At 61.3% G+C, this 25910-nt stretch carries 31 protein-coding genes and 1 tRNA gene; 22 read left to right on the forward strand and 10 right to left on the reverse strand.

The annotated features are described in order from the left end of the window. The first annotated feature begins 170 nt into the window (after nucleotides 1-170). The gene (gene mgtE / locus NKI72_RS13470) at nucleotides 171-1535 is read left to right on the forward strand and encodes a magnesium transporter (RefSeq protein WP_352682750.1); all 1365 of its coding nucleotides are present in this window, start codon (nucleotides 171-173) and stop codon (nucleotides 1533-1535) included. A 57-nt stretch (nucleotides 1536-1592) separates the two neighbouring features. Here the strand turns inward: mgtE and gor are convergent, their stop codons facing one another. The 3 genes from gor to rpiA all read right to left on the reverse strand — a co-directional run bounded on the left by gor (nucleotide 1593) and on the right by rpiA (nucleotide 4395). Next, the gene (gor, locus tag NKI72_RS13475) at nucleotides 1593-2981 is read right to left on the reverse strand and encodes a glutathione-disulfide reductase (RefSeq protein ID WP_352682751.1); all 1389 of its coding nucleotides are present in this window, start codon (nucleotides 2979-2981) and stop codon (nucleotides 1593-1595) included. 117 nt (nucleotides 2982-3098) lie between these two features. Beyond that, on the reverse strand, nucleotides 3099-3677 hold the full coding sequence (locus NKI72_RS13480) for a DUF2059 domain-containing protein (protein WP_352448901.1): 579 nt from the start codon (nucleotides 3675-3677) through the stop codon (nucleotides 3099-3101). Continuing rightward, nucleotides 3664-4395, reverse strand: coding sequence for a ribose-5-phosphate isomerase RpiA (gene rpiA, locus NKI72_RS13485; protein WP_023675034.1), 732 nt, complete (start codon nucleotides 4393-4395; stop codon nucleotides 3664-3666). The genes NKI72_RS13480 and rpiA overlap by 14 nt, the downstream gene beginning before the upstream one ends. 144 nt (nucleotides 4396-4539) lie before the next feature. Between rpiA and NKI72_RS13490 the strand changes: the two genes are divergently transcribed. From NKI72_RS13490 to NKI72_RS13515, 6 genes are all read left to right on the forward strand, one after another. Then, on the forward strand, nucleotides 4540-5223 hold the full coding sequence (locus NKI72_RS13490; RefSeq protein WP_352834936.1) for a phosphoglycolate phosphatase: 684 nt from the start codon (nucleotides 4540-4542) through the stop codon (nucleotides 5221-5223). Between the two features lie 102 nt (nucleotides 5224-5325). Then, a tRNA-Val gene (locus NKI72_RS13495) sits at nucleotides 5326-5400 on the forward strand. A 66-nt stretch (nucleotides 5401-5466) separates the two neighbouring features. Then, nucleotides 5467-5793 carry a DUF6538 domain-containing protein gene (locus NKI72_RS13500; protein WP_352766595.1) on the forward strand — a complete coding sequence of 109 codons (327 nt, stop codon included), beginning with the start codon at nucleotides 5467-5469 and terminating at the stop codon, nucleotides 5791-5793. A gap of 534 nt (nucleotides 5794-6327) precedes the next feature. After that, complete coding sequence (locus tag NKI72_RS13505) at nucleotides 6328-8067, forward strand: adenylate/guanylate cyclase domain-containing protein (RefSeq protein ID WP_352834933.1); 1740 nt, start codon at nucleotides 6328-6330, stop codon at nucleotides 8065-8067. Between the two features lie 167 nt (nucleotides 8068-8234). Then, nucleotides 8235-8486, forward strand: coding sequence for a PepSY domain-containing protein (locus tag NKI72_RS13510; protein ID WP_352834930.1), 252 nt, complete (start codon nucleotides 8235-8237; stop codon nucleotides 8484-8486). A gap of 126 nt (nucleotides 8487-8612) precedes the next feature. After that, nucleotides 8613-9089, forward strand: coding sequence for a hypothetical protein (locus tag NKI72_RS13515; protein WP_352724802.1), 477 nt, complete (start codon nucleotides 8613-8615; stop codon nucleotides 9087-9089). A gap of 11 nt (nucleotides 9090-9100) precedes the next feature. Here the strand turns inward: NKI72_RS13515 and NKI72_RS13520 are convergent, their stop codons facing one another. Further along, the gene (locus NKI72_RS13520; RefSeq protein WP_352834928.1) at nucleotides 9101-10993 is read right to left on the reverse strand and encodes a L,D-transpeptidase family protein; all 1893 of its coding nucleotides are present in this window, start codon (nucleotides 10991-10993) and stop codon (nucleotides 9101-9103) included. A gap of 219 nt (nucleotides 10994-11212) precedes the next feature. Then, a complete protein-coding gene (locus NKI72_RS13525; protein WP_352834926.1) occupies nucleotides 11213-11959 on the reverse strand; it encodes a 3-oxoacyl-ACP reductase family protein in 747 nt (248 codons plus the stop codon). 98 nt (nucleotides 11960-12057) lie between these two features. Here NKI72_RS13525 and NKI72_RS13530 point away from each other — a divergent pair, with 98 nt between their 5' ends. Further along, a complete protein-coding gene (locus NKI72_RS13530; protein ID WP_352471884.1) occupies nucleotides 12058-12672 on the forward strand; it encodes a TetR/AcrR family transcriptional regulator in 615 nt (204 codons plus the stop codon). Between the two features lie 33 nt (nucleotides 12673-12705). On the opposite strand, the gene NKI72_RS13535 is transcribed toward NKI72_RS13530, so the two are convergent. After that, a complete protein-coding gene (locus tag NKI72_RS13535; protein ID WP_352766589.1) occupies nucleotides 12706-13614 on the reverse strand; it encodes an alpha/beta hydrolase in 909 nt (302 codons plus the stop codon). A 47-nt stretch (nucleotides 13615-13661) separates the two neighbouring features. Between NKI72_RS13535 and NKI72_RS13540 the strand changes: the two genes are divergently transcribed. Next, on the forward strand, nucleotides 13662-14114 hold the full coding sequence (locus NKI72_RS13540) for a MarR family winged helix-turn-helix transcriptional regulator (protein ID WP_254817243.1): 453 nt from the start codon (nucleotides 13662-13664) through the stop codon (nucleotides 14112-14114). A 27-nt stretch (nucleotides 14115-14141) separates the two neighbouring features. Here NKI72_RS13540 and NKI72_RS13545 read toward each other — a convergent pair whose 3' ends face one another. Further along, nucleotides 14142-14753, reverse strand: a complete 612-nt coding sequence (locus NKI72_RS13545; RefSeq protein WP_352766587.1) for a pyridoxamine 5'-phosphate oxidase family protein — start codon at nucleotides 14751-14753, stop codon at nucleotides 14142-14144. Nucleotides 14754-14912: 159 nt separating this feature from the next. On the opposite strand from NKI72_RS13545, the gene NKI72_RS13550 reads away from it, so the two are divergent. Next, nucleotides 14913-15341, forward strand: a complete 429-nt coding sequence (locus tag NKI72_RS13550; protein WP_352766586.1) for a nuclear transport factor 2 family protein — start codon at nucleotides 14913-14915, stop codon at nucleotides 15339-15341. A 24-nt stretch (nucleotides 15342-15365) separates the two neighbouring features. On the opposite strand, the gene NKI72_RS13555 is transcribed toward NKI72_RS13550, so the two are convergent. Continuing rightward, entirely contained in the window at nucleotides 15366-15719 is a 354-nt protein-coding gene (locus NKI72_RS13555; RefSeq protein WP_023717628.1) for a gamma-butyrobetaine hydroxylase family protein, read from the reverse strand. Nucleotides 15720-15918: 199 nt separating this feature from the next. On the opposite strand from NKI72_RS13555, the gene moaA reads away from it, so the two are divergent. Together moaA and NKI72_RS13565 are read left to right on the forward strand one after the other, a co-directional pair. Further along, on the forward strand, nucleotides 15919-16914 hold the full coding sequence (gene moaA / locus NKI72_RS13560; protein WP_352568644.1) for a GTP 3',8-cyclase MoaA: 996 nt from the start codon (nucleotides 15919-15921) through the stop codon (nucleotides 16912-16914). A 55-nt stretch (nucleotides 16915-16969) separates the two neighbouring features. Beyond that, a complete protein-coding gene (locus NKI72_RS13565; RefSeq protein ID WP_352834924.1) occupies nucleotides 16970-17443 on the forward strand; it encodes a hypothetical protein in 474 nt (157 codons plus the stop codon). A gap of 51 nt (nucleotides 17444-17494) precedes the next feature. On the opposite strand, the gene NKI72_RS13570 is transcribed toward NKI72_RS13565, so the two are convergent. Both NKI72_RS13570 and NKI72_RS13575 read right to left on the reverse strand, forming a co-directional pair. Beyond that, on the reverse strand, nucleotides 17495-17902 hold the full coding sequence (locus NKI72_RS13570) for a hypothetical protein (RefSeq protein WP_352834921.1): 408 nt from the start codon (nucleotides 17900-17902) through the stop codon (nucleotides 17495-17497). Between the two features lie 48 nt (nucleotides 17903-17950). Beyond that, on the reverse strand, nucleotides 17951-18223 hold the full coding sequence (locus NKI72_RS13575) for a hypothetical protein (protein WP_352834918.1): 273 nt from the start codon (nucleotides 18221-18223) through the stop codon (nucleotides 17951-17953). Between the two features lie 196 nt (nucleotides 18224-18419). On the opposite strand from NKI72_RS13575, the gene NKI72_RS13580 reads away from it, so the two are divergent. From NKI72_RS13580 to NKI72_RS13625, 10 genes are all read left to right on the forward strand, one after another. Beyond that, entirely contained in the window at nucleotides 18420-18776 is a 357-nt protein-coding gene (locus NKI72_RS13580; RefSeq protein WP_352448884.1) for a hypothetical protein, read from the forward strand. A 122-nt stretch (nucleotides 18777-18898) separates the two neighbouring features. Beyond that, nucleotides 18899-19819 (forward strand): DMT family transporter, encoded by a 921-nt coding sequence (locus NKI72_RS13585; protein ID WP_352613655.1) that lies wholly within the window; start codon nucleotides 18899-18901, stop codon nucleotides 19817-19819. A 58-nt stretch (nucleotides 19820-19877) separates the two neighbouring features. Next, nucleotides 19878-20507 carry a molybdenum cofactor guanylyltransferase MobA gene (gene mobA, locus NKI72_RS13590; RefSeq protein ID WP_352834916.1) on the forward strand — a complete coding sequence of 210 codons (630 nt, stop codon included), beginning with the start codon at nucleotides 19878-19880 and terminating at the stop codon, nucleotides 20505-20507. Next, complete coding sequence (gene mobB, locus NKI72_RS13595) at nucleotides 20504-21013, forward strand: molybdopterin-guanine dinucleotide biosynthesis protein B (RefSeq protein ID WP_352471893.1); 510 nt, start codon at nucleotides 20504-20506, stop codon at nucleotides 21011-21013. Before mobA ends, mobB begins: the two co-directional genes overlap by 4 nt. Before the next feature lie 212 nt (nucleotides 21014-21225). After that, on the forward strand, nucleotides 21226-22008 hold the full coding sequence (locus tag NKI72_RS13600; RefSeq protein WP_352471894.1) for an ABC transporter substrate-binding protein: 783 nt from the start codon (nucleotides 21226-21228) through the stop codon (nucleotides 22006-22008). A 118-nt stretch (nucleotides 22009-22126) separates the two neighbouring features. Next, nucleotides 22127-22840: an ABC transporter permease gene (locus tag NKI72_RS13605; RefSeq protein ID WP_352471895.1), complete on the forward strand. Its 714-nt coding sequence runs from the start codon at nucleotides 22127-22129 to the stop codon at nucleotides 22838-22840. Then, nucleotides 22837-23664: an ABC transporter permease gene (locus NKI72_RS13610; RefSeq protein WP_352471897.1), complete on the forward strand. Its 828-nt coding sequence runs from the start codon at nucleotides 22837-22839 to the stop codon at nucleotides 23662-23664. The genes NKI72_RS13605 and NKI72_RS13610 overlap by 4 nt, the downstream gene beginning before the upstream one ends. Nucleotides 23665-23728: 64 nt before the next feature. Next, nucleotides 23729-24598 carry an NAD(P)-dependent oxidoreductase gene (locus NKI72_RS13615; RefSeq protein WP_352834913.1) on the forward strand — a complete coding sequence of 290 codons (870 nt, stop codon included), beginning with the start codon at nucleotides 23729-23731 and terminating at the stop codon, nucleotides 24596-24598. Nucleotides 24599-24607: 9 nt separating this feature from the next. Next, a complete protein-coding gene (locus NKI72_RS13620) occupies nucleotides 24608-25312 on the forward strand; it encodes a DNA alkylation repair protein (RefSeq protein ID WP_352502420.1) in 705 nt (234 codons plus the stop codon). Next, nucleotides 25272-25853 carry a GNAT family N-acetyltransferase gene (locus tag NKI72_RS13625; protein ID WP_352834911.1) on the forward strand — a complete coding sequence of 194 codons (582 nt, stop codon included), beginning with the start codon at nucleotides 25272-25274 and terminating at the stop codon, nucleotides 25851-25853. Before NKI72_RS13620 ends, NKI72_RS13625 begins: the two co-directional genes overlap by 41 nt. Nucleotides 25854-25910: the final 57 nt, after the last annotated feature.

The raw sequence follows: 25910 nt of genomic DNA on the forward strand, positions 1-25910 counted from the left end.
ACTCGGCAAGGCGCGCTCCTATGTTGCGCCGGCTTGCAGAATCTCAACTCGAACCCGCGAGCAGAAAGGTCACCGCGCCATGCCTGGCGACAGTCACAGTCGAACGCAACCGCCGTCCGCTTGACGTGACCTGACAGGCTCACGTCCTGCCGGACGGCAAGGAGTGAGCCATGAACGAGTTTTCCCCTGTCGCGGGCGGCGATGCCATCGCCATCGCTCGCGTACTTGCCAACGAACACGTCGCCGACATCGTCGAGGCCTTGAACCAGGAGCCCCGCGAGACGGCATCGGAGCTGCTTTGCGAAGTGCCGTTCGGGCGGCTGGTGGAGATCTTCGACCAGCCTGAACTCGACGGCGCATCCGAACTGGTCGAGGCGCTGCCCCGCATCAAGGCAGGCAGACTGCTTGCCGCCATGTCGGTCGATCGCGCCGCCGACATACTGCGCGATCTGAACGAGCCGGCTCGTTCCGAACTGCTTGGTGGCCTGGCGCCACCGCTGCGCGCGACGCTGCTTGCCATTCTCGGCTATCCCGAAGGCAGCGCCGCCTCGCTCATGACGACCGAATATGTCAGCGTGCCGCCGGACTGGAGCGTGGCCCGCACGCTGGATTATATCCGCAAGGTGGAGCGGACGCGCGAAACCGTCTACGCGATCTACATCGTCGATCCGCAAACGCATGTCCTGTTGCGCTCGACCAGCCTGCGTCGACTGATCGCTGGCGGGCCCGACGAGCTGATCATGGCAATCGCGCCGGATCGTGCGCCTGTCACCGTTTCACCGCTGACCGACAGTGAAAAGGTTGCTCAGCTGATCTCGAAATATGATCTGCTCGCCGTTCCGGTCGTGGACAACGGCAAACTGCTCGGCATCGTTACCATCGACGATATTATCGACACGATGATCGAGGAAACGACGGAGGATGTGCATCGTTTCGGCGGCATGGAGGCTCTCGACGAGCCGTATATGAAGATGGGCTTTCTGGCGATGATCCAGAAACGCGCCGGCTGGCTGTGCGCGCTGTTTATCAGCGAGATGCTGACCGCCAACGCGATGCAAAGTTACGAGGGCGAGATGGAAAAGGCGATCGTGCTGACGCTATTTATTCCATTGATCATGAGCTCCGGCGGCAATTCCGGCTCGCAGGCGACCTCGCTCGTCATCCGGGCGCTGGCACTGCGCGAGATCGGCCTTGGCGACTGGTGGCGGGTGGCATTGCGCGAGCTGCCCACCGGCCTGGTGCTTGGCTCGATTCTTGGCGTGGTCGGCGTCTGCCGCATCGCGCTCTGGCAGTATCTCGGCTTCTACGACTACGGCCCGCACTGGCCGCTGATCGCAATGACGATCGGCGCCACGCTGGTTGGCATCGTCACCTTCGGCTCGCTGTCTGGATCGATGCTGCCGTTCGCCCTGAAGCGCATGGGCTTCGACCCGGCCAGCGCATCGGCCCCGTTCGTCGCCACGCTGGTCGACGTCACCGGGCTGGTGATCTATTTTTCTGTGGCGCTGGTGATCCTGGGCGGAACGTTGCTGTAAGAAAACTCACGCTCTTCCATCGCGGCAATTTCGTTGCCGCGATGGGTTGTCGTCGCGTCAGACGCGCTCACCATCTCTCACCCGGTAAGTCGGCTTGTACATGGTGACGAGTTCTTCCGCGGCGGTCGGATGCACCGCCATGGTGCGATCGAAATCATCCTTGGTCAGGCCGGCCTTCAGCGGTATGCCGAGAAGCTGCGCCATTTCGCCGGCATCCGGCCCGAGAATGTGGGCGCCGAGGACCTTTTTCGAGGCGCCGTCGACGACCAGCTTCATCAGCATCTTTTCGTCGCGGCCGGAAAGTGTGTGCCGCATCGGCCGGAAGGTGGCGCGGTAGATTTCAACATCCGGAAAGCGCTTTGCCGCCTCATCCTCCGACAGACCGACCGTACCGATCTCGGGCTGCGAAAAGACTGCGGTAGCGATCGTGTCATGGTCGGGCGCCGTCGGCTTGTCCTTGAAGGCGGTCTCGACGAAGCACATCGCCTCGTGGATTGCCACCGGCGTCAATTGCACGCGATGGGTGACGTCACCGATTGCCCAGACGTTGTCGATGTTGGTGCGGGAGTATTCGTCGACGTGGATTGCCCCGGTTTTGGTCATCTCGATGCCGACGCCTTCCAGGCCCATGTTCTCGGTATTGGGAATGCGGCCGATGGCGAGCATGACCTGGTCGACCGTCAGCACCGTGCCACCGGTGACAAGCGCGTCGAGCCGGCCGTCAGGCCGCTTCCTGACCCACTCGGACACGGCGTGGCAGAGGATTTTTATCCCTTTCTTTTCCATCGTGTCGTGCAGCATGCGTCTGAGGTCCATGTCGAAACGGCTGAGGATCTCCTTGCCGCGGTAGACCAGCGTCGTGTCGACGCCGAGGCCGTGAAAGATGTTGGCGAATTCGACGGCGATATAGCCGCCGCCCTCGATCATGATTGCCTTCGGCAGTTCCTTGAGGTCGAAGGCCTCGTTGGAAAAGATGCAGTGCTCATGGCCGGGCAATGCCGGATGCGGTGCCGGTCGCCCGCCGGTAGCGATCAGGATCTGGTCGGCGGTAACGGTGCGATCCTCACCGAGAAGATGCACCACATGCCGATCGACCAGGGTGGCGCGCGAATGAAAGACCTCGCCGCCGGCGCCCTGCACGTTCTTCTTGTAGATGGCCTCCAGCCGGCTGATTTCGCGGTCCTTGTTGGCGACCAGCGTCTGCCAGTCGAAACGCGCCTCAGGCACCGTCCAGCCATAGCCGGCGGCATCGGCGAAATGCTCGGGGAATTGCGAGGCGTAGACGTAGAGCTTCTTCGGCACGCAGCCACGGATCACGCATGTGCCGCCATAGCGGTATTCCTCGGCAATGCCGACACGCTTGCCGAGTGCGGCCGCGACGCGCGCCGCCCTCACCCCGCCGGAGCCGCCGCCGATGACGAAAAGATCGTAGTCGTAACCGGCCATGGCTGAACTCCTTGCCCCTCAAACCCCGAGACAGGTAGGCTGCCGACTATCAAAAGAAAAGCCCGGACTTGCCGGGCTTTTGGTCCAGTGGCGGTCAGGCGGCTCGGAAGTCCGCAATCAATTCGGTGTAGCGTCCGCGGGAGCTGCGCCATCGGCCGGAGCGGTACCGTCGGCAGGTGCAGCCGGCGCCTTGGCATTCGCCGCTGCACCCAGGGTCTCGCCGACCTGCTGGGCGAGATCGCGAGCCAGGCCGTTCTGCCAGATCTCGGCAGCCTTCACCAGTTCGCGCGTCACGATCGGGCCGTTGTCGAGCAGCTTCTTGCCGGAATCGGAATTGTAGAACGCGGCGATTTCATTGAGTTCCTTTTCCGAGAATACCTTTGCATAGGCGAGCGCCGCTTCCTTTTCCAGGTCGGCGCGGCGCGATGCCAAGGCCATCGCCTTCTCGTTGATGGTCTTGGCGATCAGTTCCTGCATGTCCGGGTTCTTCTGGATCAGTTGCTGCTCCAGTGCCGCGGCCGCTTGCGGCAGGATGCTGTCGAACGTATCCGTCGCATGGATTGCCGCGACGGCGGCGCGCGCCGCCTTCAAATGCGCGTCGGTGACGTCCTGCGAGAATGCCGGCGACGAAAACGCGAAAACGGCCGAGGCCGCCAGAATGGCAAAAAAGCGGCCAACCCGGTTATGCAACATCATGATCGGTAAAACTCCCTGATTTTCGGGCGGCATGGACGGTTTGGATGCCGTCGCCGCCGGCTATGATGGCCGTTGATGCCAGCCCGATGAAAAGACCATGCTCGACCACGCCCGGAATGGCGTGGAGAGCATTCGAAAGCGCTCTTGTATCCGGAATGCGGCCAAAAGATGCATCGAGGATAAAATGGCCGCCGTCTGTAACAAATGGCTGGCTCCCCGTCATCCTCAATGTAACAGGGCCGGAAAGGCCAAGGTTTGCAGCTGCCGCGCCGACCGCAATTTCGGTGGCGCGCAGGCCAAACCGGTTGACTTCGATGGGCAGCGGAAAACGGCCGATCATCTCGACCATCTTGGAGCTGTCGGCGATGACGATCATGCGGGCGGAGGCCGCCGCGACGATCTTTTCGCGCAGCAGCGCACCGCCGCCGCCCTTGACCAACGTCAGCGCCGGATCGATCTCGTCGGCGCCGTCGATGGTGAGGTCGAGCTCGGGGGTTTGCTCGAGGGTGGACAGCGGCACACCAAGCTCGGTGCAAAGGACGGCGGTGCGCTCCGAGGTCGGCACGCCGATGACAGTCAGGCCGGTGGCGACCTTGTCTGCGAGCAGCCGCACGAACTCGTCCGCCGTCGTGCCGGTGCCGATGCCGAGCCGCATGCCATCCGTGACATGGGCAAGCGCTGCCCGCGCGGCCTCAACCTTCAATTGCCTCGCATCCATGCCGGGTCCCGAGATTTGTTTCGGCGCTCGTAGCATTTTTGCCGGGCTGGTCAAAGGACCTTGCCCGCGGTGGATAAGCCGTCTTGCCTGAACGGGCCGCAGCGGTTATCGCCTGCCGGCAATCAAATCGTCACAGGACAGGCCATGACCCGACCGATCATCGTGTTCGACCTCGACGGGACGCTGATCGACACGGCGCCGGACCTGCTCGACAGTCTCAACCACAGCCTTGCCGCCAGCCAGCTCGCGGCCGTCGACGAAGCCGGCTTCAAGCGCTTCGTCGGCCATGGCGGCCGGGTGATGATCGAGCGCGCTCACGCAGCGCAGCACAGGTCGCTGGCAGTGGAGGAGCACGACCGCCTGCTCAAGCTGTTTCTGGACCATTACACCGTTAACATCCCCGGCAAATCGCGCCCCTACCCTGGCGTCCCCGAGGCGATCGCACGGTTCGAGGCAGCCGGTTACCTGCTGGCCATTTGCACCAATAAATACGAGGCCAATTCGGTGGCGCTGATCGAGGCGCTCGGTATGACCAGGCATTTCGCGGCGATCTGCGGTCAGGATAGTTTTCCGTACCGCAAGCCCGACCCGCGCCATCTCACGCAGACCATCGCGCGCGCCGGCGGCGATCCGCACCGTGCACTGATGGTCGGTGATTCGCAGACCGACATCGACACGGCGAAAGCCGCCGGGATTCCGGTGGTGGCAGTCGATTTCGGCTACACCGATCGTCATGTGCGAGAGTTCGAACCGTCGGCGGTGATCTCGCATTTCGATTCGCTGACGCTCGATCTGGTACAAGGGCTGATGGCCGCGGCAGAGGGCTGAAGCCGGCCATAGTCCAGACCGCCAGATGACGGCTGACAAGTGGTTGACTTCACAGGCCGGCCTCCCTTATATCGCGGCGCGCTTGGCCTTCGGGCAACGAGCGGGCGATTAGCTCAGCGGGAGAGCACACCCTTCACACGGGTGGGGTCGCAGGTTCAATCCCTGCATCGCCCACCATTCTGTTTAAAGTCACTAGGTTAGCCTGCACGATCCTTTGGTGGGACATCCAAGGGGTACATCCCAGTGTTAAATCCTACGTACCTCGCACTTTCGCGAAACCAAATTTTCTATTTCCGTTGGCCGATCCCGAGACACACTCACCCCGCACGGAAGCCGTCCACCATCAAGGTTTCGCTCCGAACCCGCGACCCGAGGGAAGCCTTGCGCCTCGCCCGCTATCTCGGTTATGCCGCCCATGGTGTCGTTGTCCATGGAACAATGCACGGAATGCAGTACCAAGACATTAGAAACACCCTGCACCAGCACATGCATGGCTTGCATTCGGCTTGTACTGGTTCTTCCGACATAAGGTCCGACTACCAAGTGTACAGCCATGGCGGGGCATTATGATCGGTGCATTGTTTGTTGCGGCAGCCTGCTCAGTGATAGTCTCAGGCGCGGTACTAGCTAGCCTGAAAGGCGGCTATTGAGTCGGCTCTGGGAAGTTCAGGAGGGGCCGGTCGGTGCTGGGATCGGGCACGGGAGGAAAGCTCGATTTTACAGCCTTCTGAATGACGCTGGCGGCTCGACTGAGATAGGGAGCCTGCCGTCCTTCGAAGGCCTTTAGCGGCCTTCCCTGCCCCCGTGCAAGCGCATAGCCACCCGGAGCTAGTGGTGAAAGCCTAACGCTTGGTATCGGCAATGAACGGCAAGATCCGACCCTGTGCTGCCCTTAGATGCTTCTGCTGGAAGGTCGTGATTGAGCCCGAAGCCGACAATCAGAAGCGGAATTGCCTTTCAATAAGTTGTCCATGCCGGCAGCCGAAATTTCCGCAGCCATCAGGAACCTATCGTGTAATCATCTTCCCATTTCCGTCCGCGCAAGTTCGATGCTTCGGCGGTGCGGATGTGTTATCTAGTTGCTTGTAGGAGTGGGGAGCGCCGATGGAACAGAAACTCTCCGTCATCATGGCCACTGACGTAGTCGGCTACAGCCGGCTGATGGAAATTGACGAGAAAGGTACTTTGTCGGCCCTGAAGAAGCATCGTCAGGAACTATTGGACGTCAAGGTCGCATTGCGTCATGGCCGCATCATCAAGCTCATGGGCGATGGCATGTTGGTGGAGTTCCGCGCCGTCGAGGAAGCGGTTCTCTGCGCGGTCGAAATCCAACGGGAGATGCGGACGAGGAACACGAACGTCCATCGCGATCGGCAAATAGAATTTCGCATCGGCATTAATATCGGCGACATCCTGTTCGAAGACGAAGACGTCTATGGTGACGGCGTAAACGTGGCGGCGCGCATCGAGAGCATCGCCAGGCCTGGGGGCGTCGCGGTCTCGGCATCGGTGCGCGATACTGTGGGCAACCGCCTGTATATCAGCTTCGAAGATGCGGGCGAGCAGGCGTTGAAGAACATTGAACGTCCGCTCCGGATTTTCAATGTCATCATCGATGATGACACGCCATCCAAGCACACGCCCACCGCCCTCATGGCACCGCCGTCGCTCAACGTTCAGGATAATCCTGCTATCGCCTCGAACAGAACGCTTCTCTATGTCTCGAGGTTTGTGAATTTGAGCGGCGATCCCGACCAGGAGTATTTCGCCGCCGGCATAACCGAGGATATCGTTGCCGCATTGTCGCGCTTCTCCGGGTTAAACGTGATCGTTCGCTTGCCTCGTTCAGAGCCGCAACAGAATGCTCCGGCCACGCATTACACTCTTGAGGGCAGCGTGAGGCGGCTCGGCAAGCGCGTCCGGGTCAATGCCAATCTGACCAATGCGTTACACGAACACATCTGGGCGGAGAAATACGATTTCGACCTTGTCGATGTGTTCTACATCCAAGACGAGCTGTCCCAATCCATTCCGGCCGCCCTTAACATCAAGATCGAGGAGGCCGAGCGCCACCGTGTTCTCGGCAAACCGCTAACCGCACTGAGGGCATACGACTTTTACCTGCGCGGCAGGCATCTTGAGATGAGCTTGAATCCGGATGACGTCAGACTTGCCAGAGAGATGTTCGTCGCCGCGATCAACGACGATCCGGGCTACGCGCGCGGCTACCTGGGACTCGCCTGGCTCGAGATACACAGGCTGAAATGGAATGAGCGCGTCGATCTGGAAACCACGCTGGCAAGTGCATTCGCTTCGGCGAGCAAAGCCCTTGAACTCAGTCCCTACGACGCCAACGTCCACTGGGCGCTGGGCGTCGTTTACCTCTGGCGGGGGGAAGCTGAAAGAGCAATAGGCTGTTATGAACGCGGCCGCGAGCTTGCGCCCAACAATTGCGATCTCCTCGCCGAATATTGCGATGCCTTGGGCTATCTCGGGCGTCTCGAGGACGCGACCAGAATCGGAGAACTGGCTTTACGGCTCAATCCCAGCCGACCCGACTGGTACCTTTGGAACATTGCGGCCAGCAAATACCTTTCCGGAAACTACCTCGAAGCCCTGTCCCTTTTGGAAAAGATGGCGGACCTTGGTTCCGCCTACCGCTTGCTGGCGGCAACATATGCCCAACTTGGTCGCTTGGAGGACGCCCGTCGCGCCGCTAGCGAACTTCTCAAGCTCAATCCGGAATTCTCGATCGAGCGATACAGCTCCCGCGCGCCATATCGGGATAAGGCTCTCCTTGCCCGATACGTCGAAGGGTTGCGGCTCGCTGGCCTGCCGGAATGAAACGCTGGGCATTCGTAGGTAAATCACCGATTTTAAGCAGTCGTCTTGTTCTTTCGGCGGCCATAAATCAGGCATGGCCGGCGCCTCCTTGTAGCGCAACGCCCGGCGCTCCGGGAACAAACCTGCATGGAAACGAGTTTCTGCTCATCGAGATGTGAGGGAAAGCCATGTCCAGACTTTTTTTGGCGGCCGCCGTGCTGCTTGTCGGCGGATCGGCCTTTGCCGCGGACGAAAATCCGGTGCCGCCGCAGAATGCCAAGAAGCTGTCGGAAATCATCGCCAAGGTCGAGCAGCGGGACGACTTCCGCTACATCAAGGAAATCGATTGGGACAGCGATGGCTACACCGTCATTTATTACACGAGCGACAAGGCCAAAGTTGAAATCACCTATGATCCGGTGACAGCCGCGCCGAAATGAAGCTGGCCGCCAACGGTTCAGATTCTAATAATGGCGCGCCTCGAAGGCCCCCGGCCTTCGGCAGACGCCTGCGTAGATATGACTTTGATGGCGGACTGGGTGCTATCATTGCGCGCGGGGGTGGGCATGGCGACGGTAAAGCACGTATTGAAACGCTTTCTGATGATGCTCGCGGGTTATTTCATAGCGGTACTGGTTGGGCTGATCGCGGTGGCGGCGATCTATGGCGGGCTGAGTTCGCTGCCAAATGCGCCGAATTATTTCGACGTCATGGGTGTCACCCCCATTGCGGTGCTTCTGTTGCCGCCGCTCGGTATGTTCATCTATTTTCTGACGATCGTGCTGACCGGCCTGCAGACGCTGATCTTCGCACTGATTGCCGAGTTTTTCTCGCTGCGCAGTTTTTGGCTGCACATGGTCTTCGGCGCGGCGGCCGCGGTTGGCGGCTTCGCCTTGATCTGGCCCAGTGTACCGGATGACACGAACCCGGAGCGCTGGGCCGATATCGGCATCATTGCCGCCGCAGGCGTTGTCGCGGGCTTGGTCTATTGGCTCATCGCCGGACGCGATGCCGGTTTCCGGCGTCCACTGTTTCAGCGCTAGAACCGCATTCGTCAGCTTGCCGGCGAACGCACCGCTTCCGTGCTGTCGAGCGCCTGCTGCAGCCTTGTATCGCGGCCGTAGACGTCGTTGAAGTATTCGACCTTGCCGGACAGGTCCGGCCATGCGGTGAAATAGGCGACATAGACCGGGATCTTGCGTGTCACGTCCTCGGTCGAATGTCCGTGTTTCAGTTTGTCCTCGATGTAGTCGACCGAGGTGCCGAGCACGGCAGCGGCCATGCCGCGCGGATCCTGCAAGCGAACGCAGCCATGGCTGAGCGCACGCATGTCGCGCTGGAAAAACGACTTCTGCGGCGTATCGTGCATGTAGATTGCATGCTTGTTGGGGAACAGTATCTTCAGCTCGCCCAGCGCATTGGCCTCGCTTGGCAGCTGGCGCACGCCGTAGGGTATCTTTGCGCCGTAGGCGCCCCAATTGACCGAGGACGAGGGAATGCGCTTGCCGCGGGCATCGACCACCTCGTAGCCGGCGCGGTCGAGATAGCCAGGATCCCGGCGCAGCCGCGGCAGCATCTCGTTGACCAGGATCGACTGCGGCACGCCCCAATAGGGATGGAAGTCGACCTGCTCTATCTGGTCATAGAAGAAAGCAGTCTGGTTGGTGGGCCTGCCAACCACGGCGCGGGTCTTCAGCTTCTCCTCGCCATCATCGATATAGCTCGCGGTGAAAGCCGGCTGGTTGATGAAGACGCGCGGGCTGCCAAGGTCGGAAGGCAACCAGCGCAACTCTTCGAGCGCAACCCGAACCTTCTGAACTTTGTCGGCCTTGGACGTTCCGGCCAACGATGCAACGGTACGCGGGCCGATGACGCCGTCGCCTTTCATGCCGGCCCGTTTCTGCACCGCCTGGATCACCGGCACCAGCTCCGGATCGTAGACCTCGCTGGTAGCGAGCCTCGCCAGGACCTCGCCATAGGCGCCGCCCATCTCGTCATCGAGATTGCGCGCGATCTTTGTCAAAAGCTTCGGCAGCTCGGGGCTGGTCTGCCCCGGCTTCAACAGCAGATCGGGATCGATGGTGATTTCGTCTTCGGCGCTGGCCTGGAGCGCTTCCAGTTCGACGCGCAGCGCCTGATACTCGGAATTCTGTGGATGCCGTGACTCGAGATAAGTGCGCACTTGCTGGGTATGGGCCAGCGTCTTCAGCACCCCTTCCATGTCGAGCGGCTTCGGCGGAAAATCGTAGTAGCCGGTCATGCGGTTGGGATCGACGCGGCCGCTTTGTGCGTCACGGGCGTAGCGCAGGACACGCGCCGACAGCGCCATCTCGAAGCGGACCAGCTCTTTCAGGCGTTCATCGACATTGCCCGCCAATGTGCCTGCTGCCGGAACTTCGACGGTGTAGTCGGCGGGCGTCAGGCCGTAGCTCGCGGCCTCGCCCAGCACCCGCACGGCATCCTGGGCACGGCTGCTGGGACTGGTTCCCGTCACCCAGATGAAATCCGGATTGGCCGAGTAATAGGCGATCAGCGCCTTGGCGATGTCCTTCTCGGCGTAGAGGTCATAGCCGTCGAGGCCGGCAATGGCTTCGCGGAATGCAGCCCCAGTGGCCGCCGGCTCGAAAGCAGCGTCCTGAGGCGTTGCCGGTTCAGGCGCTGCCGACAGTGCCGAAAAATCGACGCGCACCAGCGGATCGCTCTTGTAGGTATAATAGGACGGGCCGCTGATTTGCGCACCACCACCGGAAGCGGCCGGCGCCTTGGGCTTCGGCTTGTATTTTGACGGTGGCGGCGGAAAGTCACCTTTCGGCGGTGCGTGTTTGACGCCGCCGCCGAAAAGCATGTCGAAGAACCCTTGCGCTTCAGCCTTCGGCGCCCCGAAGGCCAGCATTGCCGCGGCCACCGCAAACGGCAGCACGGTTGCTTTGTTTCCAAGGACTTTCATGGATCACCCGCTCCGGTTGAACCGGATCCCGTTCCGCACCGCTTTCACGGTCTCGCCCACCGCATGGCGGATGTAAGGCGTGACTACACTGATTCATACTGATTTCGTTAAGCTTTCATAAATTTCGGAACGTCTGTTGCAGAACGGTTTCACAAGATCGTGACGGGTCGAGTCAATCCGTCATCGCCCCCGATAATGATAGTGCCCGTGAGCCAAGCCTCAAGCGTTGGCGCCACCGTCGATGGTCAATGCCGTGCCTGTCACGAAGCGCCCTTCGGGACCGGCAAGCCAGGCGACCATGCCGGCGATCTCGTCGGCCGTGCCGAAGCGAGGCATCGCCATCTTCTGGCGCTGATGCTCGGCGTGCGGGCCGGCTGCCGGATTCATGTCGGTATCGGTCGACCCCGGATGGACGACATTGGCGGTGATGCCGCGCGGACCGAGATCGCGTGCAAAGGCCTTGGTCAGGCCAACCAAGGCAGCCTTGCTGGCCGAGTAGGCGCTCAGGCCGGCGTCCGTGGCACGCTCGGCCAGATTGCTGCCGATCGAGATGATCCGGCCACCCTCGCCCATATGCGCTGCTGCCGCCTTGGCGGCGACGAACGGGGCTCTGAGGTTGACCTCCATCGTCTCGTCGAAATCGGCAAGCGACAGGGCATCGATCGGCGCAGCGCGCCAGATGCCGGCGCTATTGACCAGGATGTCGAGCCGTCCGAAGGCTGTTGCTGCCTCATCGACTGCCGCCTCGATCGCCCCAGCATCGCGATTGTCGGCCTTGATGGCAAAGGCCCGGCCGCCGGCCGCCTCGATTTCCCTGACCACCGCACGCGCCCCTTCCGCGCCATTCACATAGGTGATCGCCACGCCTGCGCCGTCGGCCGCGAGCCTTCTTGCGATCGCCGCACCAATGCCGCGGCTGCCGCCGGTGACGAGGGCGGCCTTGCCGTTCAAGCTTCTGGATGACATCTGCTTCTCCATTTTGTAGTGATTGATACATAAATATCTGCCAGCCTTGCTGAACCACGTCAACCGAATTATGTATCGATCAATACAGAAAGAATGCCATGCCGGAACGAGGCCGCCCCCGCACCTTCGATCGAGCCGCCGCCTTGCGGCGCGCAATGGAAGTGTTTTGGGCCAAGGGTTATGAGGGCGCGTCGATAAGTGACCTGACCGCTGCAATGGGCATCAACTCACCCAGCCTCTATGCCGCCTTCGCCAGCAAGGAAGCGCTGTTTCTCGAGGCAACCGAGCTTTACACGCGGGTCGAGGGAACCGAGATCTGGTCCGCGCTGGAAAAGGCGCCGACCGCGCGCGAGGCCGTCGAACGGTTCCTGCGGCAGACTGCCAGGGCCTATTCACAGACCGGTCGTCCGCAAGGCTGCCTTATCACGCTCGGCGCATTGCACCAGGATTCAAGCCGCGGCGCCATCTGCGATGATCTGCGCCGTCGCCGCGCCGAAAACCGCGAAGCCTTGCTGAGACGCCTCGAGCGTGGCGTCGCCGAGGGAGAGTTGCCGGCCGATTTCGACTGCGGTACGGCCGCGACCTTCTACGCGACCGTGCAGCACGGCATGTCGATCCAGGCGCGCGACGGCGCGTCGCGCTCGGCTCTTCTGGCGACGGTGGCCGGGGCAATGGCGGCTTGGATAGCGATGGCCAGCACCGGGGCAGCGTGACGTCGAACCCGGCTGACAAGAACGATATTCAGGTCACTGCAGAGACGGCTCGAGCCTGCCGGCAACGAAGCCAACGGCACGCTCCGCCACACCCCTGTCGGCGAGAATGCGGCGGTGGCCGAGCCCGTCGGCCCAGTAAAGCCGCACATGGTCGCCGGCGCGCGTGTAGAGCCTTGCATGCTCGGCGGACACTTCGCGGTCGTCCGGCGCGTGGATCACCAGCGTCGGCAGCGGCGTGCTTGCGAGCTGGCGGTCACCGGTGAACTCGTGCAACGGCCGGCCGGCGATGCGCTCGACCCGGTCGGCCATGGCGGCCTGCGAGCGCGAGCCGACATTCAGCATGCGGCTGAAATCAGCGAAGATCGCCGGCAGCGAGCTCGGCGCGGCGATAAGCACCAGCCGCCCGGCCGCCAATCGCGGGATGTTCCTGATCGAACCGGCGACGGCGTTGGCGGCAACGGCCCCACCGAAGGAATGGCCGACAATGGCCGCAAACGGCCCGAACCATTCGCCGGCAACCCGTGCCGCATCGACCGCGCTGACCAGGGTAAGCCGGCGGCCCTGCGACCGGCCGTGGCCCGGCAGGTCGAGCGAGACCACCTTGTAGCCGGCATCGCGATAGGCTTCGATCAGCGTGCGCATGTATTCGGTGCGCGAACGCCAACCATGGATGACGAGCACGGTGCCGGCAGCCGCCCTGCCCGGCTCGGGCCGGAATTCATGCACCATGACGCAGCCGGTTCTGGTCTTTAGCCGATGATGGCGTGCCTGGGTCATGAAATCGGCGGCGCGGTCGATTGCGCGGCGTTCGCCTTCGCTCAGGTTCTTCTCGTGCGGCGTGCGGCAGAACAGCTCGAATGCAGCACGCCCGGTGAGTCGCGGTGCCACATGCTCAGCCACGCCGAACGTGCCGCGGATGACCTTCAGTCCAAATGATGCCATAGTGGCGATCCATTCATTGGTTCAAGCATGAACATAATAGTTCAAACATGAACATTAAGCAAGACCTGCCCTGGGACAACCCGCGTTTTCGCAACTGGGTCGCGGTGGCGCGCGCCTGCCATGTGCTGGAACGCACCCTGGCGGTGAAGCTTGCGCCGCTCGACCTGAAGCCGGCGCAGCTCGACGTGCTGATGAACCTCTACCGTCATCCCGGCATGTCGCAGCACGACCTCGCTCGCCGGCTGCTGGTCGGCCGCTCCAACATCACCATGCTTTTGCCGCAGCTGGAGACGCGCGGCCTGCTGCGCCGCGAGGGCGATGAGAAGGACAAGCGCGTGCTGCGGCTGACGTTGACCGAGGCCGGCGAGGCACTGCTGATGCAGGCGCTGAAGGTCCATATGGCGCTGATCGAGAAGGCGATGAGCCAGTCGACACCGGAACAATGCGACATGATCGGCGAACAGATGCGTAGGGTTGCCGAGGTTTTGAAGACCGCCTGACAGCCCAGTGCTCCACCACCAAATGCTTCACCACATCGATTTTTTCGCGCGCTCGGGCCATTCCTTGTCGTAGACCTCGCCGTCAATGTTCTTGCGGCTGGTGATTTCCAGGATTTGGCCGGGAGTCGGCAGCGATCTCGGGTCGACATGCCTTGCCGGGTTCCACAGTTCCGATCGGTGGATGGCGCGGGCGCACTGGAAATAAACCGCATCGATCTCGATGATCGTCACCGAGCGCGCCGGCTTGCCCTCGACGGCGAACGAGGCGCAGAGCCCGGTATCGGTGGTGATGTGGGCGCGGCCATTGACGCGCAGCGTCGTGCCGGAACCCGGCACCAGGAACAGGAGCGCGACGCGCGGATCGCGAAGGATGTTCCTTAGCGAATCGGCACGGTTGTTGCCGCGCCGGTCCGGCATCATCAGCGTTTTCGGATCATGGATGCGGACGAAGCCGGCGAGATCGCCGCGCGGCGAGCAGTCCAGCCCTTCTGGCCCGCAGGTTGCGAGCGCGGCAAACGGCGAAGCCTCGATGATAGCTGCGTATTCGCGAATCAGCTGGTCGAGTTCCTTGACCACTGACGCTTCACCAGGCAGGCCATAGAGCGCTTCGAGCTGTTCGACGCTGGTGATTATCGACATGTGTTCGTCTCCAAAGCTTTGCCGGCGCTACTCCAGATGCATGACGTTTTCACGACAAATGCCCGTTTGCCGGTCATCAGGAAACGGGTGTCGAGGCAACGCAAACAAGGGCAAACCGCTTTACCTGCATGATCGTGCCAAGGGATACGGAGGTCAAAAATGGATAAACCGCTCGACCGGCGACGCACCGCCATGGAACTTATTGAAAACATGTTCAATGTTGAAATGCGTTTCCTGCAATCAGGGTCGGAGAGCCTCGATGTGCTTGCCTGCGCATTTCATGCCGAGATTGTCGTGCATGAGCCGCGCTCCCTGCCCTATGCCGGTGACTGGAACGGCCTCGACGGCGTTGGCGCCCTTTTCCGCAAAATGCGGGAAATCTGGAGCGACGTGGCGGTGGAGGACCTTCAGGTCGCCCAAAACGATGACACGGTGTTCATGAGCTGCTCGCTTTCGCTTTCATCGCGGGCCAATGGCGCAACCATCAAACAGCCGTTTGCCGAAGTGTTGCGCTTCAAGGATGACCGGCTGATCGAAGGCACGCCGTTTTATTACGACACCAGCGAGATACTGGCGATCTTGCGTTGACCTGAGAGTCCTGCGGGATCCATTTCAGCGGTCGCGGCTCAGCCCCTTCTCTTCCAGCTCGGCGAGATAGGCGGCCCAGCGTGCATCCTTCTCATGACCCAGCGTATGCAGGTAATTCCAGGTGAAGATACCGGTGTCGTGGAAATCATCGAAGGTGATGCGCACGGCATAATTGCCGACTGGCTCGATCTTCAGGATCGCCACGTTGCGCTTGCCGGGAACGGTGACGCGCTGTTCGGGCGAATGGCCCTGCACCTCGGCCGATGGCGAGGCGACGCGCAGCAGCTCGGCCGGCAATTCGAACGGCTGATGGCCAGGAAAGGTGACGGAAAGCAGCTTGCGGTCCTTCGAGACCCTGAGTTCCTTGGGCGCTGTCATGGTGGTGGATCCTGCGGAGAACCGCCCTTCCCTACGCCGCTTCGCGTCGAGGGAAAAGGCCGCATGGAAAGTTCCGACATGATCTGTCGGCGTCGGAATGTTACCGATGATCGCGAGCTTCTATCTTGAATGGCAAGTTGGCTCGTATCACATAGCCATATATAACGAAGCCGTTCACGGCCACGGAAAGCGCATACGCATGGATATGATCGATCCTTTCGGTCGCACGATTACCTACCTGCGCGTGTCGGTCACCGACCGCTGCGATTTCCGCTGCACCTATTGCATGGCCGAGGACATGACGTTCCTGCCCAAGAAGGACCTGCTGTCGCTGGAAGAGCTCGACCGGCTCTGCACGGTCTTCATCGAAAAGGGCGTGCGCAAGCTCCGCCTCACCGGCGGTGAGCCGCTTGTGCGCAAGAACATCATGCACCTGGTACGCCAGCTTTCGCGGCATCTCGAGAGTGGTGCACTGGAAGAGCTGACGCTGACCACCAACGGATCGCAGCTTTCCCGCTTTGCCGCCGAGCTCGCCGACTGCGGCGTCAAGCGCATTAACGTCTCGCTCGATACCCTCGATGCCGACAAATTCCGCCAGATCACCCGCTGGGGCAATCTGGACAAGGTCATGGACGGCATCGACGCCGCGCAGGCGGCCGGGCTAAAGGTAAAGCTCAATGCCGTGGCGTTGAAGGACTTCAATGACGCCGAATTGCCTGAAATGCTGCGCTGGGCGCATGGCCGCGGCATGGATCTGACGGTCATCGAAACCATGCCGATGGGCGAGATCGATGCCGACCGCACCGACCAGTATTTGCCGCTGTCGCTGCTGCGCGCGGCTCTCGAACGCCAGTTCACGCTAAGCGACATTCCCTACAAGACCGGTGGCCCGGCCCGCTATGTCCAAGTCGCCGAGACCGGCGGGCGGCTGGGCTTCATCACACCGATGACGCATAATTTCTGCGAAAGCTGCAACCGGGTCCGGCTGACCTGCACCGGCACCCTTTACATGTGCCTCGGCCAGGAAGATGCGGCCGACCTGCGCGCGCCGCTGCGTGCGTCGGAAGGCAACGAGCTGGTCGCCGACGCCATCGACGAAGCAATCGGCCGCAAGCCCAAAGGCCACGACTTCATCATCGATCGCCGCACCAACCGTCCGTCGGTGTCGCGGCATATGAGCGTCACCGGCGGCTGATTTTTCGCCGATTTCGTGCAAGAATAATCGCCTTGGTATCGGCGCGAGGCAAGGCGTGCAGCGGTTTTTTGCAGTCCTGACGTTTTTCGGAGTGATGGCGGGGACCACGGCAGTTGCCGCGCCATTTACCTATACGAACGAGCGCTTCGGTACCATCTGCACCTTTCCGGATGAAATCTTCACTCTTCGCCAGTCTGAGCCGGACAATGGCGATGGACAACAATGGCTCACTGCCGATGGCGCCAGCCTGATCTGTTCGGGTATCCTCAACATCGATGATGACACCCCGACAGCCTTGGTCTCCGCCGAGAGGGCCGGCAAGGAACCTGGCTACAGGATCACCTACAGCAAGACCGGCAAGGACTGGGCGGTGCTGTCGGGCATCAAAGGCGAGAACATCTTCTACGAACGCCGCCTGTTCGGAAAAGACGGTGTCATCCGCACGGTCTGGATCGACTACCCGCCAGCCCTGAAATCGAAATACGACCCGCTCGTCGATGCGATCGCCGGCAGCCTCAGGGGACCGTGAGCATCCGGCGACGTCAGAACTTATTGGCAGCCTATTGTTTTTGCTAGCGAGTCACGGTTGTTGGCGCGTGTAGTCATATCGTACGGCAAGCCATTTTTTGCCGCTGCCATTGGCCTGGAGGAAATGTTGCTCGGCCACTTCGTGATTGTCGCCGTCCCTGGAAATGACGAAATCGGAGGCCGTGAACCGCCCTTCGACCTCGGGGCCGAAGCCGACGAAACCAAGCGGCTGGAACAGGAGTGAAATCTTGCCGTCCTCCTCACCACCAAAACTCCAGGCGGGCATGATCCCTGCCGGGAAACGGGTGTCCATGGAGACATACTTCCAGCGGCCCTCCACCCGGTCATAGCTCAAATAGGCTATCCGCTGGAAGTCCGGCATTTTCGACCCGGGCGCCGGGCGCATCACCTCCTGCATGAAGGGACCGATCATCGTGCGCTCGGCCACCAGCCCGGTCATGACGATCGGCTGCGCACCGGGCGTTGGCCAGATCGTGTTGACGACGGATCATTTCCCGACGCGGCGAGCGAGCTCATCCGCTTCGTGACCCGGCGTGGACATCCGTTCGACTGCCGACGCCGAAGCGCCGTTCTCGGCGAACGCAGGCGCTATCGCCATGAGGATGACGGCCAGGGCAGAAGAGAACCGGAAAGCCGACGAAACATGCCGCCTGCTGCCTGTGCCAAGCCAGTCCGCATTGCCTCGTGCATTCATCATGGACCATCTCCCCAACACGATCAGAAGCTTACAATGACCAATTTGGTGAATCTTGCCGAGCAAATTTGATCTCGTCGAAATATTTCCTCGAGCCGCAATGTGATAAATTTGCCCTCCGGACCTATCCTTTAGAACGGCACCTTTTTTGGGTCACACCCAGAAAAGGTCTCGTCCGCAAACGGTCACCGGATTTACCGCAAGCCCATTCGGGCCTAGCCTCTGCTCTGGAGCGGTTCTTCGCCCAGTGGGGGAATACGATATGCGCAAACTCATTCTTTCTCTTGCATTGCTCAGCCTCGCGGCCCTGCCCGCGGCGGCTCAGTCGATCGGCGGCACCTATGCCGTGGCCGGCACCAATTTCGATGGGTCGTCCTATGGTGGCGACGCGACGATCACTCTGACCAGCGAGACGACCTGCACGATCCATTGGGAGACAGGCGGCTCGTCCTCGGACGGTATCTGCATGCGCAATGATGATGCCTTCTCCGCCGGTTATGTCATGGGCAAGGCGGTCGGTCTTGTCGTCTACAAGGTGCAGGACGACGGCTCGCTGCGTGGCCTGTGGACGATTGCCGGCAAGGAAGGCAACGGCACCGAGGTACTGACGCCCAAATAAGCCCTGCCGCTCTTGCGCGACAGACGTTACGGGCCATAGAAAGGCTGTGGCCCAGCCCTTTGACGTTGCTGTTTTGCGGGTGCCTGCTAGACGCTTGCTGCAGGACTCACCCGGTAATCGCCTTGCCTCTTTCGCCAAACCTGCGCGGCGCGTTGTTCATGATGGTGGCCATGGCTGGTTTCACCCTCAACGACGCTATCACCAAATTCTCGTCGGAATCGATGAACATGGCGCAGGTCATGCTGATCCGCGGCGCCTTTGCTTCGCTTTTCGTTGGCCTGCTTGCGTGGCAACGCGGCGCGCTTGCCCGGCCAGGTTCGATGCTGCAGCCGACCGTTGCGCTGCGCGTCGCCGGCGAGGCCGGCGCCACGGTGTCCTTCCTGGTTGCTCTGGCGCATCTTCCGATCGCCAATGTCTCCGCCGTGCTGCAGGCGCTGCCGCTGGCGGTGACGATGGGCGCAGCGCTTGTGTTCAACGAGGGCGTCGGCTGGCGGCGCTGGCTGGCTATTGCCGTCGGTTTTGCCGGCGTGCTGATCATCGTACGGCCGGGCTTCGAAGGGTTCAGCGTCTTTTCTCTGCTGGCGCTGGCCAGCGTGGCATGCTGTGCAGTGCGCGATCTCGCCACGAAGCGGATACCGCAGGCAATTCCGACATTGCTGGTGTCGAGCGCCACCGCCCTTGCCATGACGTTTCTGGGCGCGGCATTGCTTTCACCGATGGGCGGTTGGACACCGATGACAGGACAAAGCACGGCGTTCCTGGCGCTGGCGGCGGTGCTCGTGCTCATCGGCTACCACTTCATCATCACGGCGATGCGGGTGGGCGATATCTCCTTCATCGCGCCGTTCCGCTACACCGCCCTGCTCTGGTCGATCCTGCTTGGCTTCACGATCTTCGGCGATGTCCCGGATCTGCCGATGATCCTCGGTGCCACGATCATCATCGGCTCAGGCCTCTATGCACTCTACCGCGAACGGATCGTCGGCCGGCGAAAAACAGCCGCCGAAAGCACTGGACCGGACATGGCGCCGGACGGCATATAGAGTGACTGTCGACGACTGTCTGATTTGAAAACTGGATTTTGGGTCTGGGCAGCAAACGATGGGCCGACATATCGCAGGGATCATTCTGGCCGGCGGCCGGTCGAGCCGGATGGGCGGCGGCGACAAGACGCTGCTTGCGCTTGGCGACGGTACCCTGCTCGACCGTGTCGTTTCGCGCCTTGGCCCGCAGGTCGGTCCGCTTGCGCTAAACGCCAATGGCGATCCGACACGGTTTGCCGCGACGGGGCTTCCGGTGCTTGCCGACACCGTCAAAGGTTATGCCGGGCCGCTTGCCGGGATACTGACCGGCCTCGAATGGGCTTCCGACACGACTTGTCAGGCGCTGGTCACGGCTGCCGGCGATACGCCTTTCCTGCCCAAGGATATGGTCGAGCGGCTGCTCGCGGCAGCCTATGCGCGCCCGGGCTCTATCGCGGTCTCCTGTTCCGGCGGCAAACGGCATCCGACCTTTGCACTCTGGCCGCCAGGGTTAGATCAGGCCTTGCGACAATTTCTCGTCGAGGAAGACAACCGGCGCGTTGCGGCGTTCATCGACCGGCACGGTTTTGTCGAGGTAGAATTTCCCATCCTGAAATCCGGCGGGGCCGAGATCGATCCGTTCTTCAACATCAACACCCCCGACGACCTTGCCCAGGCCGCGCATCTGTTGCGGAGCATCGAGCCATGAAAAGACGTGTCTTCGGCATCACCGGCTGGAAGAACTCCGGCAAGACGACATTGACCGAAAAGCTGGTGGCCGAGTTCGTCCGGCGCGGCTGGAAAGTGTCGACGGTAAAACACGCCCATCATGATTTCGACATCGACAAACCCGGAGCGGACAGCTTTCGCCACCGGCAGGCGGGAGCAGTGGAGGTCGCGGTCGTGTCGGGCAGGCGCTGGGCGCTGATGCACGAATTGCGCGGCGAGGACGAGCCGACGCTGGACGCGATCCTGTCACGGCTGGCACCCTCCGATATCGTGCTGGTCGAGGGTTACAAGCGCGAGGCGCACAAGAAAATCGAGACGCGACGGCTCGAGGCCAAGGACCGGACACCGCTCTCGGCAGGCGATCCACACATTGTCGCCATCGCGTCCGACTTCCACATTGTCGGCGAAGACCTGCCGGCCTTCGATCTCGACGACACGAATTCGATAGCTGACTTCATCGAGCGCGCCACCGGCCTGACGCGCTGAGATCGCGGCCGCAGGGGGCTTCCGGCCACTTTCTCTCCATTCAGGCGTTTGACCCAGCGTCACCGTTTTCTGAACATGACCTTCCCTCAAGCGACGGTTTTGCAGTTGCTTTTTCTTGGGAAAGAATGGGAGTATCGCGCCAGCGGGCGGTCAAAAGCACCGCCCACAGAGCCGTTCGGGAACGACGGCCGGGACCAACAGAGAGGACCATTATGCGTATTGCACTGCGTATCGCGCTCGCCGCTTCGGCTGCGCTGCTGACGCTTGGCGTTGCCCAGGCGCAGGAAAAAACCTTGAGGATCGGCACCGAGGGAGCGTATCCGCCATTCAACAACCTCACCGCCGACGGCCAACTCGTGGGCTTCGATATCGACATCGCCAAGGCGCTTTGCGACGAGATGAAGGTGAAGTGCACCTTCGTCGCGCAGGACTGGGACGGCATCATTCCAGCCCTTCAGGCAGGCAAGTTCGACGCCATCGTCGCGTCGATGTCGATCACGCCGGAACGCGCCGAGAAGGTCGACTTCACCCACAAATATTACAATACGCCGCCGGCGATCGCCGCGCCCAAGGACACCGACATCAAGGGTGTCACCAAGGAAGATTTGGCCGGCAAGACGATCGGCGTGCAGGCGTCCACCACGCATTTCAACTATTCGACCAAGACTTATACCGACAGCACCGTCAAGCCGTACCCGACCGCACAGGAATACCAGCTCGATCTGGCCAATGGCCGGCTCGATGCCGCCAACGACGACGTCGTCGTGCTGCAGCAATGGCTGGATTCGCCGGACGGCGCCTGCTGCAAGCTGGTCGGCACAATCAAGCCGGTTATCGAAATCCACGGTCCGGGCGCCGGCATTGCCGTGCGCAAGGGCGAGACCGATCTGGTCAACCAGTTCAATGCGGCGATCGACGCCATCCGCGCAAACGGAAAGTACAAGGAAATCAACGACAAATACTTCAAATATGACGTTTATGGCGGCGAGTCCTGATCGACCGACATAGGAGGACGTGAACGGCGGGAGATTCCCGCCGTTCTTATAAGGACGCCGCGCACGAGGGGTGATGCGGTACGGGTCTCGAAGAGCCTCAAGGAGAACAGGCAGGCGGATGCAGAGCGCACTGACGCTTCTCAGTTGGGGACCCGAAGGCTGGCTCGACGACATCGCCGCGGGTGTATTTGTCACGGTATGTCTTGCGCTGGCCACTCTGCCCTTCGGGCTGACGCTCGGCTTTTTCGTGGCGCTGGCCAAACAATCGGAAGAGCCGTCGCTGAGACTGGCCGGGAACATCTACACCACGATTTTTCGCGGAATACCCGAGCTGCTCACCCTATTTCTCATCTTCTTCGGCATCCCATTGATCCTGCAGTACATTGTCCGGCTGGTGAGCCCTGGCACCTCCGCCGACGTCAACAGCTTCGTCGCCGGCATGATCGCGCTGTGCTTCATTTTCTCCTCTTATTCCAGCGAGGTGTTTTTATCCGCCTTCCGCGCCATTCCAAAAGGGCAATATGAGGGAGGCTATTCGGTTGGCCTGTCCAGCGGCCAGACGATGCGGCTGATCGTGTTGCCGCAGTTGATCCGCATCGCGTTGCCCGGACTTGCCAATCTCTGGCTTATCCTGCTCAAGGACACCGCGCTCGTCTCGGCCGTCGGGCTCAACGAGATCCTCCGGCAGAGCGGGGTTGCCGCTCGCGTCACCAAGCATGCCTTCCTGTTTTACGGTTTTGCCGGCCTGATCTATCTCCTGCTGGCGATCGTCTCCTCCTTCGGCATCAATGCGATCGAACGAGCGGTCGGCAGCAGCGAGGTCAAAAGATGAGCCTGGCCACCGACACGCTGAAGGTCGACCGGCCGCCGCCGCCCGCACGCGGCTGGTCGCGCCAACGCATCCTCGGCCATGTCCTGGTCGGCCTGTGGATCGCTCTCGGCATCGGCATGGTCGTCTACCTGGTCGCTGCGTGGAACCCGGAGTTCTTCCAGAAATATGCACCCGGCTACATATCCGGCCTCGGCATCACCCTGTTGCTGGTTGCCATCTCGATTGTGCTTGGCGCGATCCTGTCGGTGCCGATCGCCTATGCACGTATGTCGAAGAACCCGATCCTCTCGGGGTTTGCCTATGCCTATGTCTATTTTTTTCGCGGCACGCCGCTGTTGGCGCAGACCTTCCTGGTCTACTACGGATTGGGCTCCTTCCGGCCGGAACTCGAGATGGTCGGCCTGTGGGGTTTCTTCCGCGAGGCGTTCAACTGCGCGATCTTCGCCTTTTCGCTGAATACGGCCGCGTACCAGGCCGAGATTTTGCGTGGCGCGATCGAGAGCGTACCGAGGGGTCAATGGGAAGGTGCCGCCTCGCTCGGCCTGCACAAAGTGCAAATCCTACGGAAAATTATCCTGCCGCAGGCGCTGATCGTGGCGCTCCGCCCGTATGGCAACGAGATCATCCTGATGATCAAGGGCTCGGCGATCGTCGCCATCATCACCGTCTATGATCTGATGGGCATCACGAAGCTCACCTATGCGCGCACTTTCGACTTCCAGTCCTTTATATGGGCGGCGATCATCTATCTGATCATTGTCGAGATCCTGCGTCACGCGGTCGAATGGATCGAACGGCGCATCACCATCCACCTGCACCGCTGACTCCCATCGCCTTGCCTGATCCGGTAAGAAGACCGCAAAGCAGGCTTCTAGGGGATTCGAAAACATGGCTTCGGTGGCATTTCTTGGTCTTGGCGTCATGGGTTATCCGATGGCCGGACATCTCAAGAACAAGGGCGGTTACGATGTCACCGTCTACAATCGTACCAGCGCCAAGGCCGAGCAGTGGGTTGCCCAGCACGGCGGCAGCTTCGCTGCGACGCCAGCGGAGGCGGCGGAGGGCAAGGACTTCGTCTTTTCCTGCGTCGGCAATGACGACGATCTGCGCTCGGTGACGACCGGTGCCGAGGGCGCCTTCAATTCCATGAAGAAAGGCGCGATCTTCATCGACAACACAACGGCATCGGCCGAGGTCGCGCGCGAACTGGCGCAGCACGCGCAAGCGCTCGGGTTTGCGTTCCTCGACGCCCCGGTCTCCGGCGGTCAGGCAGGCGCCGAGAACGGCATGCTGACCGTGATGGTCGGCGGCGAGCCTGACGCCTTCGACAGGGCCAAGCCAGTCATAGATGCTTATGCCCGCATGGTCGGGTTGATGGGACCGGCAGGGGCTGGCCAGCTCACCAAGATGATCAACCAGATCTGCATCGCCGGCCTCGTTCAGGGACTGGCCGAAGGTATCCACTTCGGCAAGCAGGCCGGGCTCGACATCGAAAAGGTAATCGAGGTTATCTCCAAGGGCGCCGCCGGTTCCTGGCAGATGGAGAACCGCCACAAGACGATGAATGCCGGCAAATATGATTTCGGCTTCGCCGTCGACTGGATGCGCAAGGATCTTGGCATCTGCCTCGCCGAGGCCGACCGCAACGGCGCCAAACTGCCGGTGACGGCACTTGTCGACCAGTTCTACAAGGACGTGCAGGCGATGGGCGGCAAGCGCTGGGACACGTCCTCGCTGCTGGCGCGGCTGGAGAAATAGGATTTCACCGTGGCCGAGCTTTCGCCTCAATCCAGCGCCGATGAAATCGTCGCTCATCTGCGCTCGATCGCCTCAGAGGAAAATCGGCTTGGCATGCTGCGCTACGGCATCAAGATCGAACGTGCGCTCGGTATCTCGCATGGCGTGCAGCGGCATATTGCCAAGAAAATCAAGCGCAACCATGAGCGTGCCTTCGAGCTTTGGCAGACAGGCATCATGGAGGCGCAGTTCATCGCTTCCGTGACAGCCGATCCGGAGCGGTTCTCCGCCGCGGATGCAAGACGATGGGCGGCGACTTTCGATTCCTGGGATATTGTCGACGGGGTCTCCGATCTCTTTGTCGATACGGATTGCTGGAGGGAATTGATCGCCGAATTCGCGGTCGACGAACGGGAATTCGTTCGACGCACGGCTTTTGCGATGATGGCCTGGTCGGTGGTCCACCGAAAGAAGGAACCCGAGACGACCTTCCTCGAATTTCTGCCGATCATCGAAGCGCATGCGACCGACGCCCGCAATTTTGTGAAGAAGGCCGTGAACTGGGCGCTTCGTTCGATCGGCAAGCGATCGATGAATTTGCACGGCCCTGCCCTTGCCGTGGCGCTAAAACTGGCGGCCTCGACAGACAGGACCGCACGCTGGATCGGCAAGGACGCCGTGAAGGAACTTTCCGATGCCAAGACGCTCGAGCGGCTCGCCGCCAGAAAAGCTTGACCTGAGCGAAGTGCGCTTCACGGAGGTGAAGCAATCGACGCGCGCCGATTTCGAAAACCTGTTCGAGCAACCCGGCGGGCCGAAATACTGCTGGTGTATGGCTTGGCGCAATCTCGACCGCCGCGAGCTTGTCGAGAACGACGAGAAGAAACGCGCGATGATGACGCTGATCGATGCCGGCACGCCGGTCGGCATTGTCGCCCAGATCGATGGCCGGACCGTCGGCTGGTGCTCGATTGCGCCGCGCGAGACCTACCGCAAGCTGTCACGGCAGCAGGACGATAGCGAGATGGGCATCTGGTCGATCGTCTGCTTCTTTGTGCCGAGAGCGTTGCGCGGCGGCGGGCTGGCAAGCGCATTGCTCGACGCGGTCATCGATCACGCCTTTGCCAAAGGCGCCAGGACGATCGAAGCCTATCCCGTCGACCAGGCTTCGCCGAGCTACAGCTTCATGGGTTTTCGCGACATGTTCGTCGCCCGCGGCTTTCGCGAGATCGGCATGACCGGCTCACGCCGGCATGTGATGCGGCTTGAGCGTTGACCTGTGAGGCAGCGGCAGCTTTACTTGATGTCCGCAGATCAAGGCTCAACGGCGGAG

Source organism: Mesorhizobium sp. M0437 (genome assembly GCF_040321335.1).
Taxonomy (GTDB): domain Bacteria; phylum Pseudomonadota; class Alphaproteobacteria; order Rhizobiales; family Rhizobiaceae; genus Mesorhizobium.

Coding starts and splice junctions, on each gene's coding strand:
- mgtE (WP_352682750.1), top strand. CDS start 171: ATGAACGAGTTTTCCCCTGTCGCGGGCGGCGATGCCATCGCCATCGCT.
- gor (WP_352682751.1), bottom strand. CDS start 2,981: ATGGCCGGTTACGACTACGATCTTTTCGTCATCGGCGGCGGCTCCGGC.
- NKI72_RS13480 (WP_352448901.1), bottom strand. CDS start 3,677: ATGATGTTGCATAACCGGGTTGGCCGCTTTTTTGCCATTCTGGCGGCC.
- rpiA (WP_023675034.1), bottom strand. CDS start 4,395: ATGGATGCGAGGCAATTGAAGGTTGAGGCCGCGCGGGCAGCGCTTGCC.
- NKI72_RS13490 (WP_352834936.1), top strand. CDS start 4,540: ATGACCCGACCGATCATCGTGTTCGACCTCGACGGGACGCTGATCGAC.
- NKI72_RS13505 (WP_352834933.1), top strand. CDS start 6,328: ATGGAACAGAAACTCTCCGTCATCATGGCCACTGACGTAGTCGGCTAC.
- NKI72_RS13510 (WP_352834930.1), top strand. CDS start 8,235: ATGTCCAGACTTTTTTTGGCGGCCGCCGTGCTGCTTGTCGGCGGATCG.
- NKI72_RS13515 (WP_352724802.1), top strand. CDS start 8,613: ATGGCGACGGTAAAGCACGTATTGAAACGCTTTCTGATGATGCTCGCG.
- NKI72_RS13520 (WP_352834928.1), bottom strand. CDS start 10,993: ATGAAAGTCCTTGGAAACAAAGCAACCGTGCTGCCGTTTGCGGTGGCC.
- NKI72_RS13525 (WP_352834926.1), bottom strand. CDS start 11,959: ATGTCATCCAGAAGCTTGAACGGCAAGGCCGCCCTCGTCACCGGCGGC.
- NKI72_RS13530 (WP_352471884.1), top strand. CDS start 12,058: ATGCCGGAACGAGGCCGCCCCCGCACCTTCGATCGAGCCGCCGCCTTG.
- NKI72_RS13535 (WP_352766589.1), bottom strand. CDS start 13,614: ATGGCATCATTTGGACTGAAGGTCATCCGCGGCACGTTCGGCGTGGCT.
- NKI72_RS13540 (WP_254817243.1), top strand. CDS start 13,662: ATGAACATTAAGCAAGACCTGCCCTGGGACAACCCGCGTTTTCGCAAC.
- NKI72_RS13545 (WP_352766587.1), bottom strand. CDS start 14,753: ATGTCGATAATCACCAGCGTCGAACAGCTCGAAGCGCTCTATGGCCTG.
- NKI72_RS13550 (WP_352766586.1), top strand. CDS start 14,913: ATGGATAAACCGCTCGACCGGCGACGCACCGCCATGGAACTTATTGAA.
- NKI72_RS13555 (WP_023717628.1), bottom strand. CDS start 15,719: ATGACAGCGCCCAAGGAACTCAGGGTCTCGAAGGACCGCAAGCTGCTT.
- moaA (WP_352568644.1), top strand. CDS start 15,919: ATGGATATGATCGATCCTTTCGGTCGCACGATTACCTACCTGCGCGTG.
- NKI72_RS13570 (WP_352834921.1), bottom strand. CDS start 17,902: ATGACCGGGCTGGTGGCCGAGCGCACGATGATCGGTCCCTTCATGCAG.
- NKI72_RS13580 (WP_352448884.1), top strand. CDS start 18,420: ATGCGCAAACTCATTCTTTCTCTTGCATTGCTCAGCCTCGCGGCCCTG.
- mobA (WP_352834916.1), top strand. CDS start 19,878: ATGGGCCGACATATCGCAGGGATCATTCTGGCCGGCGGCCGGTCGAGC.
- mobB (WP_352471893.1), top strand. CDS start 20,504: ATGAAAAGACGTGTCTTCGGCATCACCGGCTGGAAGAACTCCGGCAAG.
- NKI72_RS13600 (WP_352471894.1), top strand. CDS start 21,226: ATGCGTATTGCACTGCGTATCGCGCTCGCCGCTTCGGCTGCGCTGCTG.
- NKI72_RS13605 (WP_352471895.1), top strand. CDS start 22,127: ATGCAGAGCGCACTGACGCTTCTCAGTTGGGGACCCGAAGGCTGGCTC.
- NKI72_RS13610 (WP_352471897.1), top strand. CDS start 22,837: ATGAGCCTGGCCACCGACACGCTGAAGGTCGACCGGCCGCCGCCGCCC.
- NKI72_RS13615 (WP_352834913.1), top strand. CDS start 23,729: ATGGCTTCGGTGGCATTTCTTGGTCTTGGCGTCATGGGTTATCCGATG.
- NKI72_RS13625 (WP_352834911.1), top strand. CDS start 25,272: ATGCCAAGACGCTCGAGCGGCTCGCCGCCAGAAAAGCTTGACCTGAGC.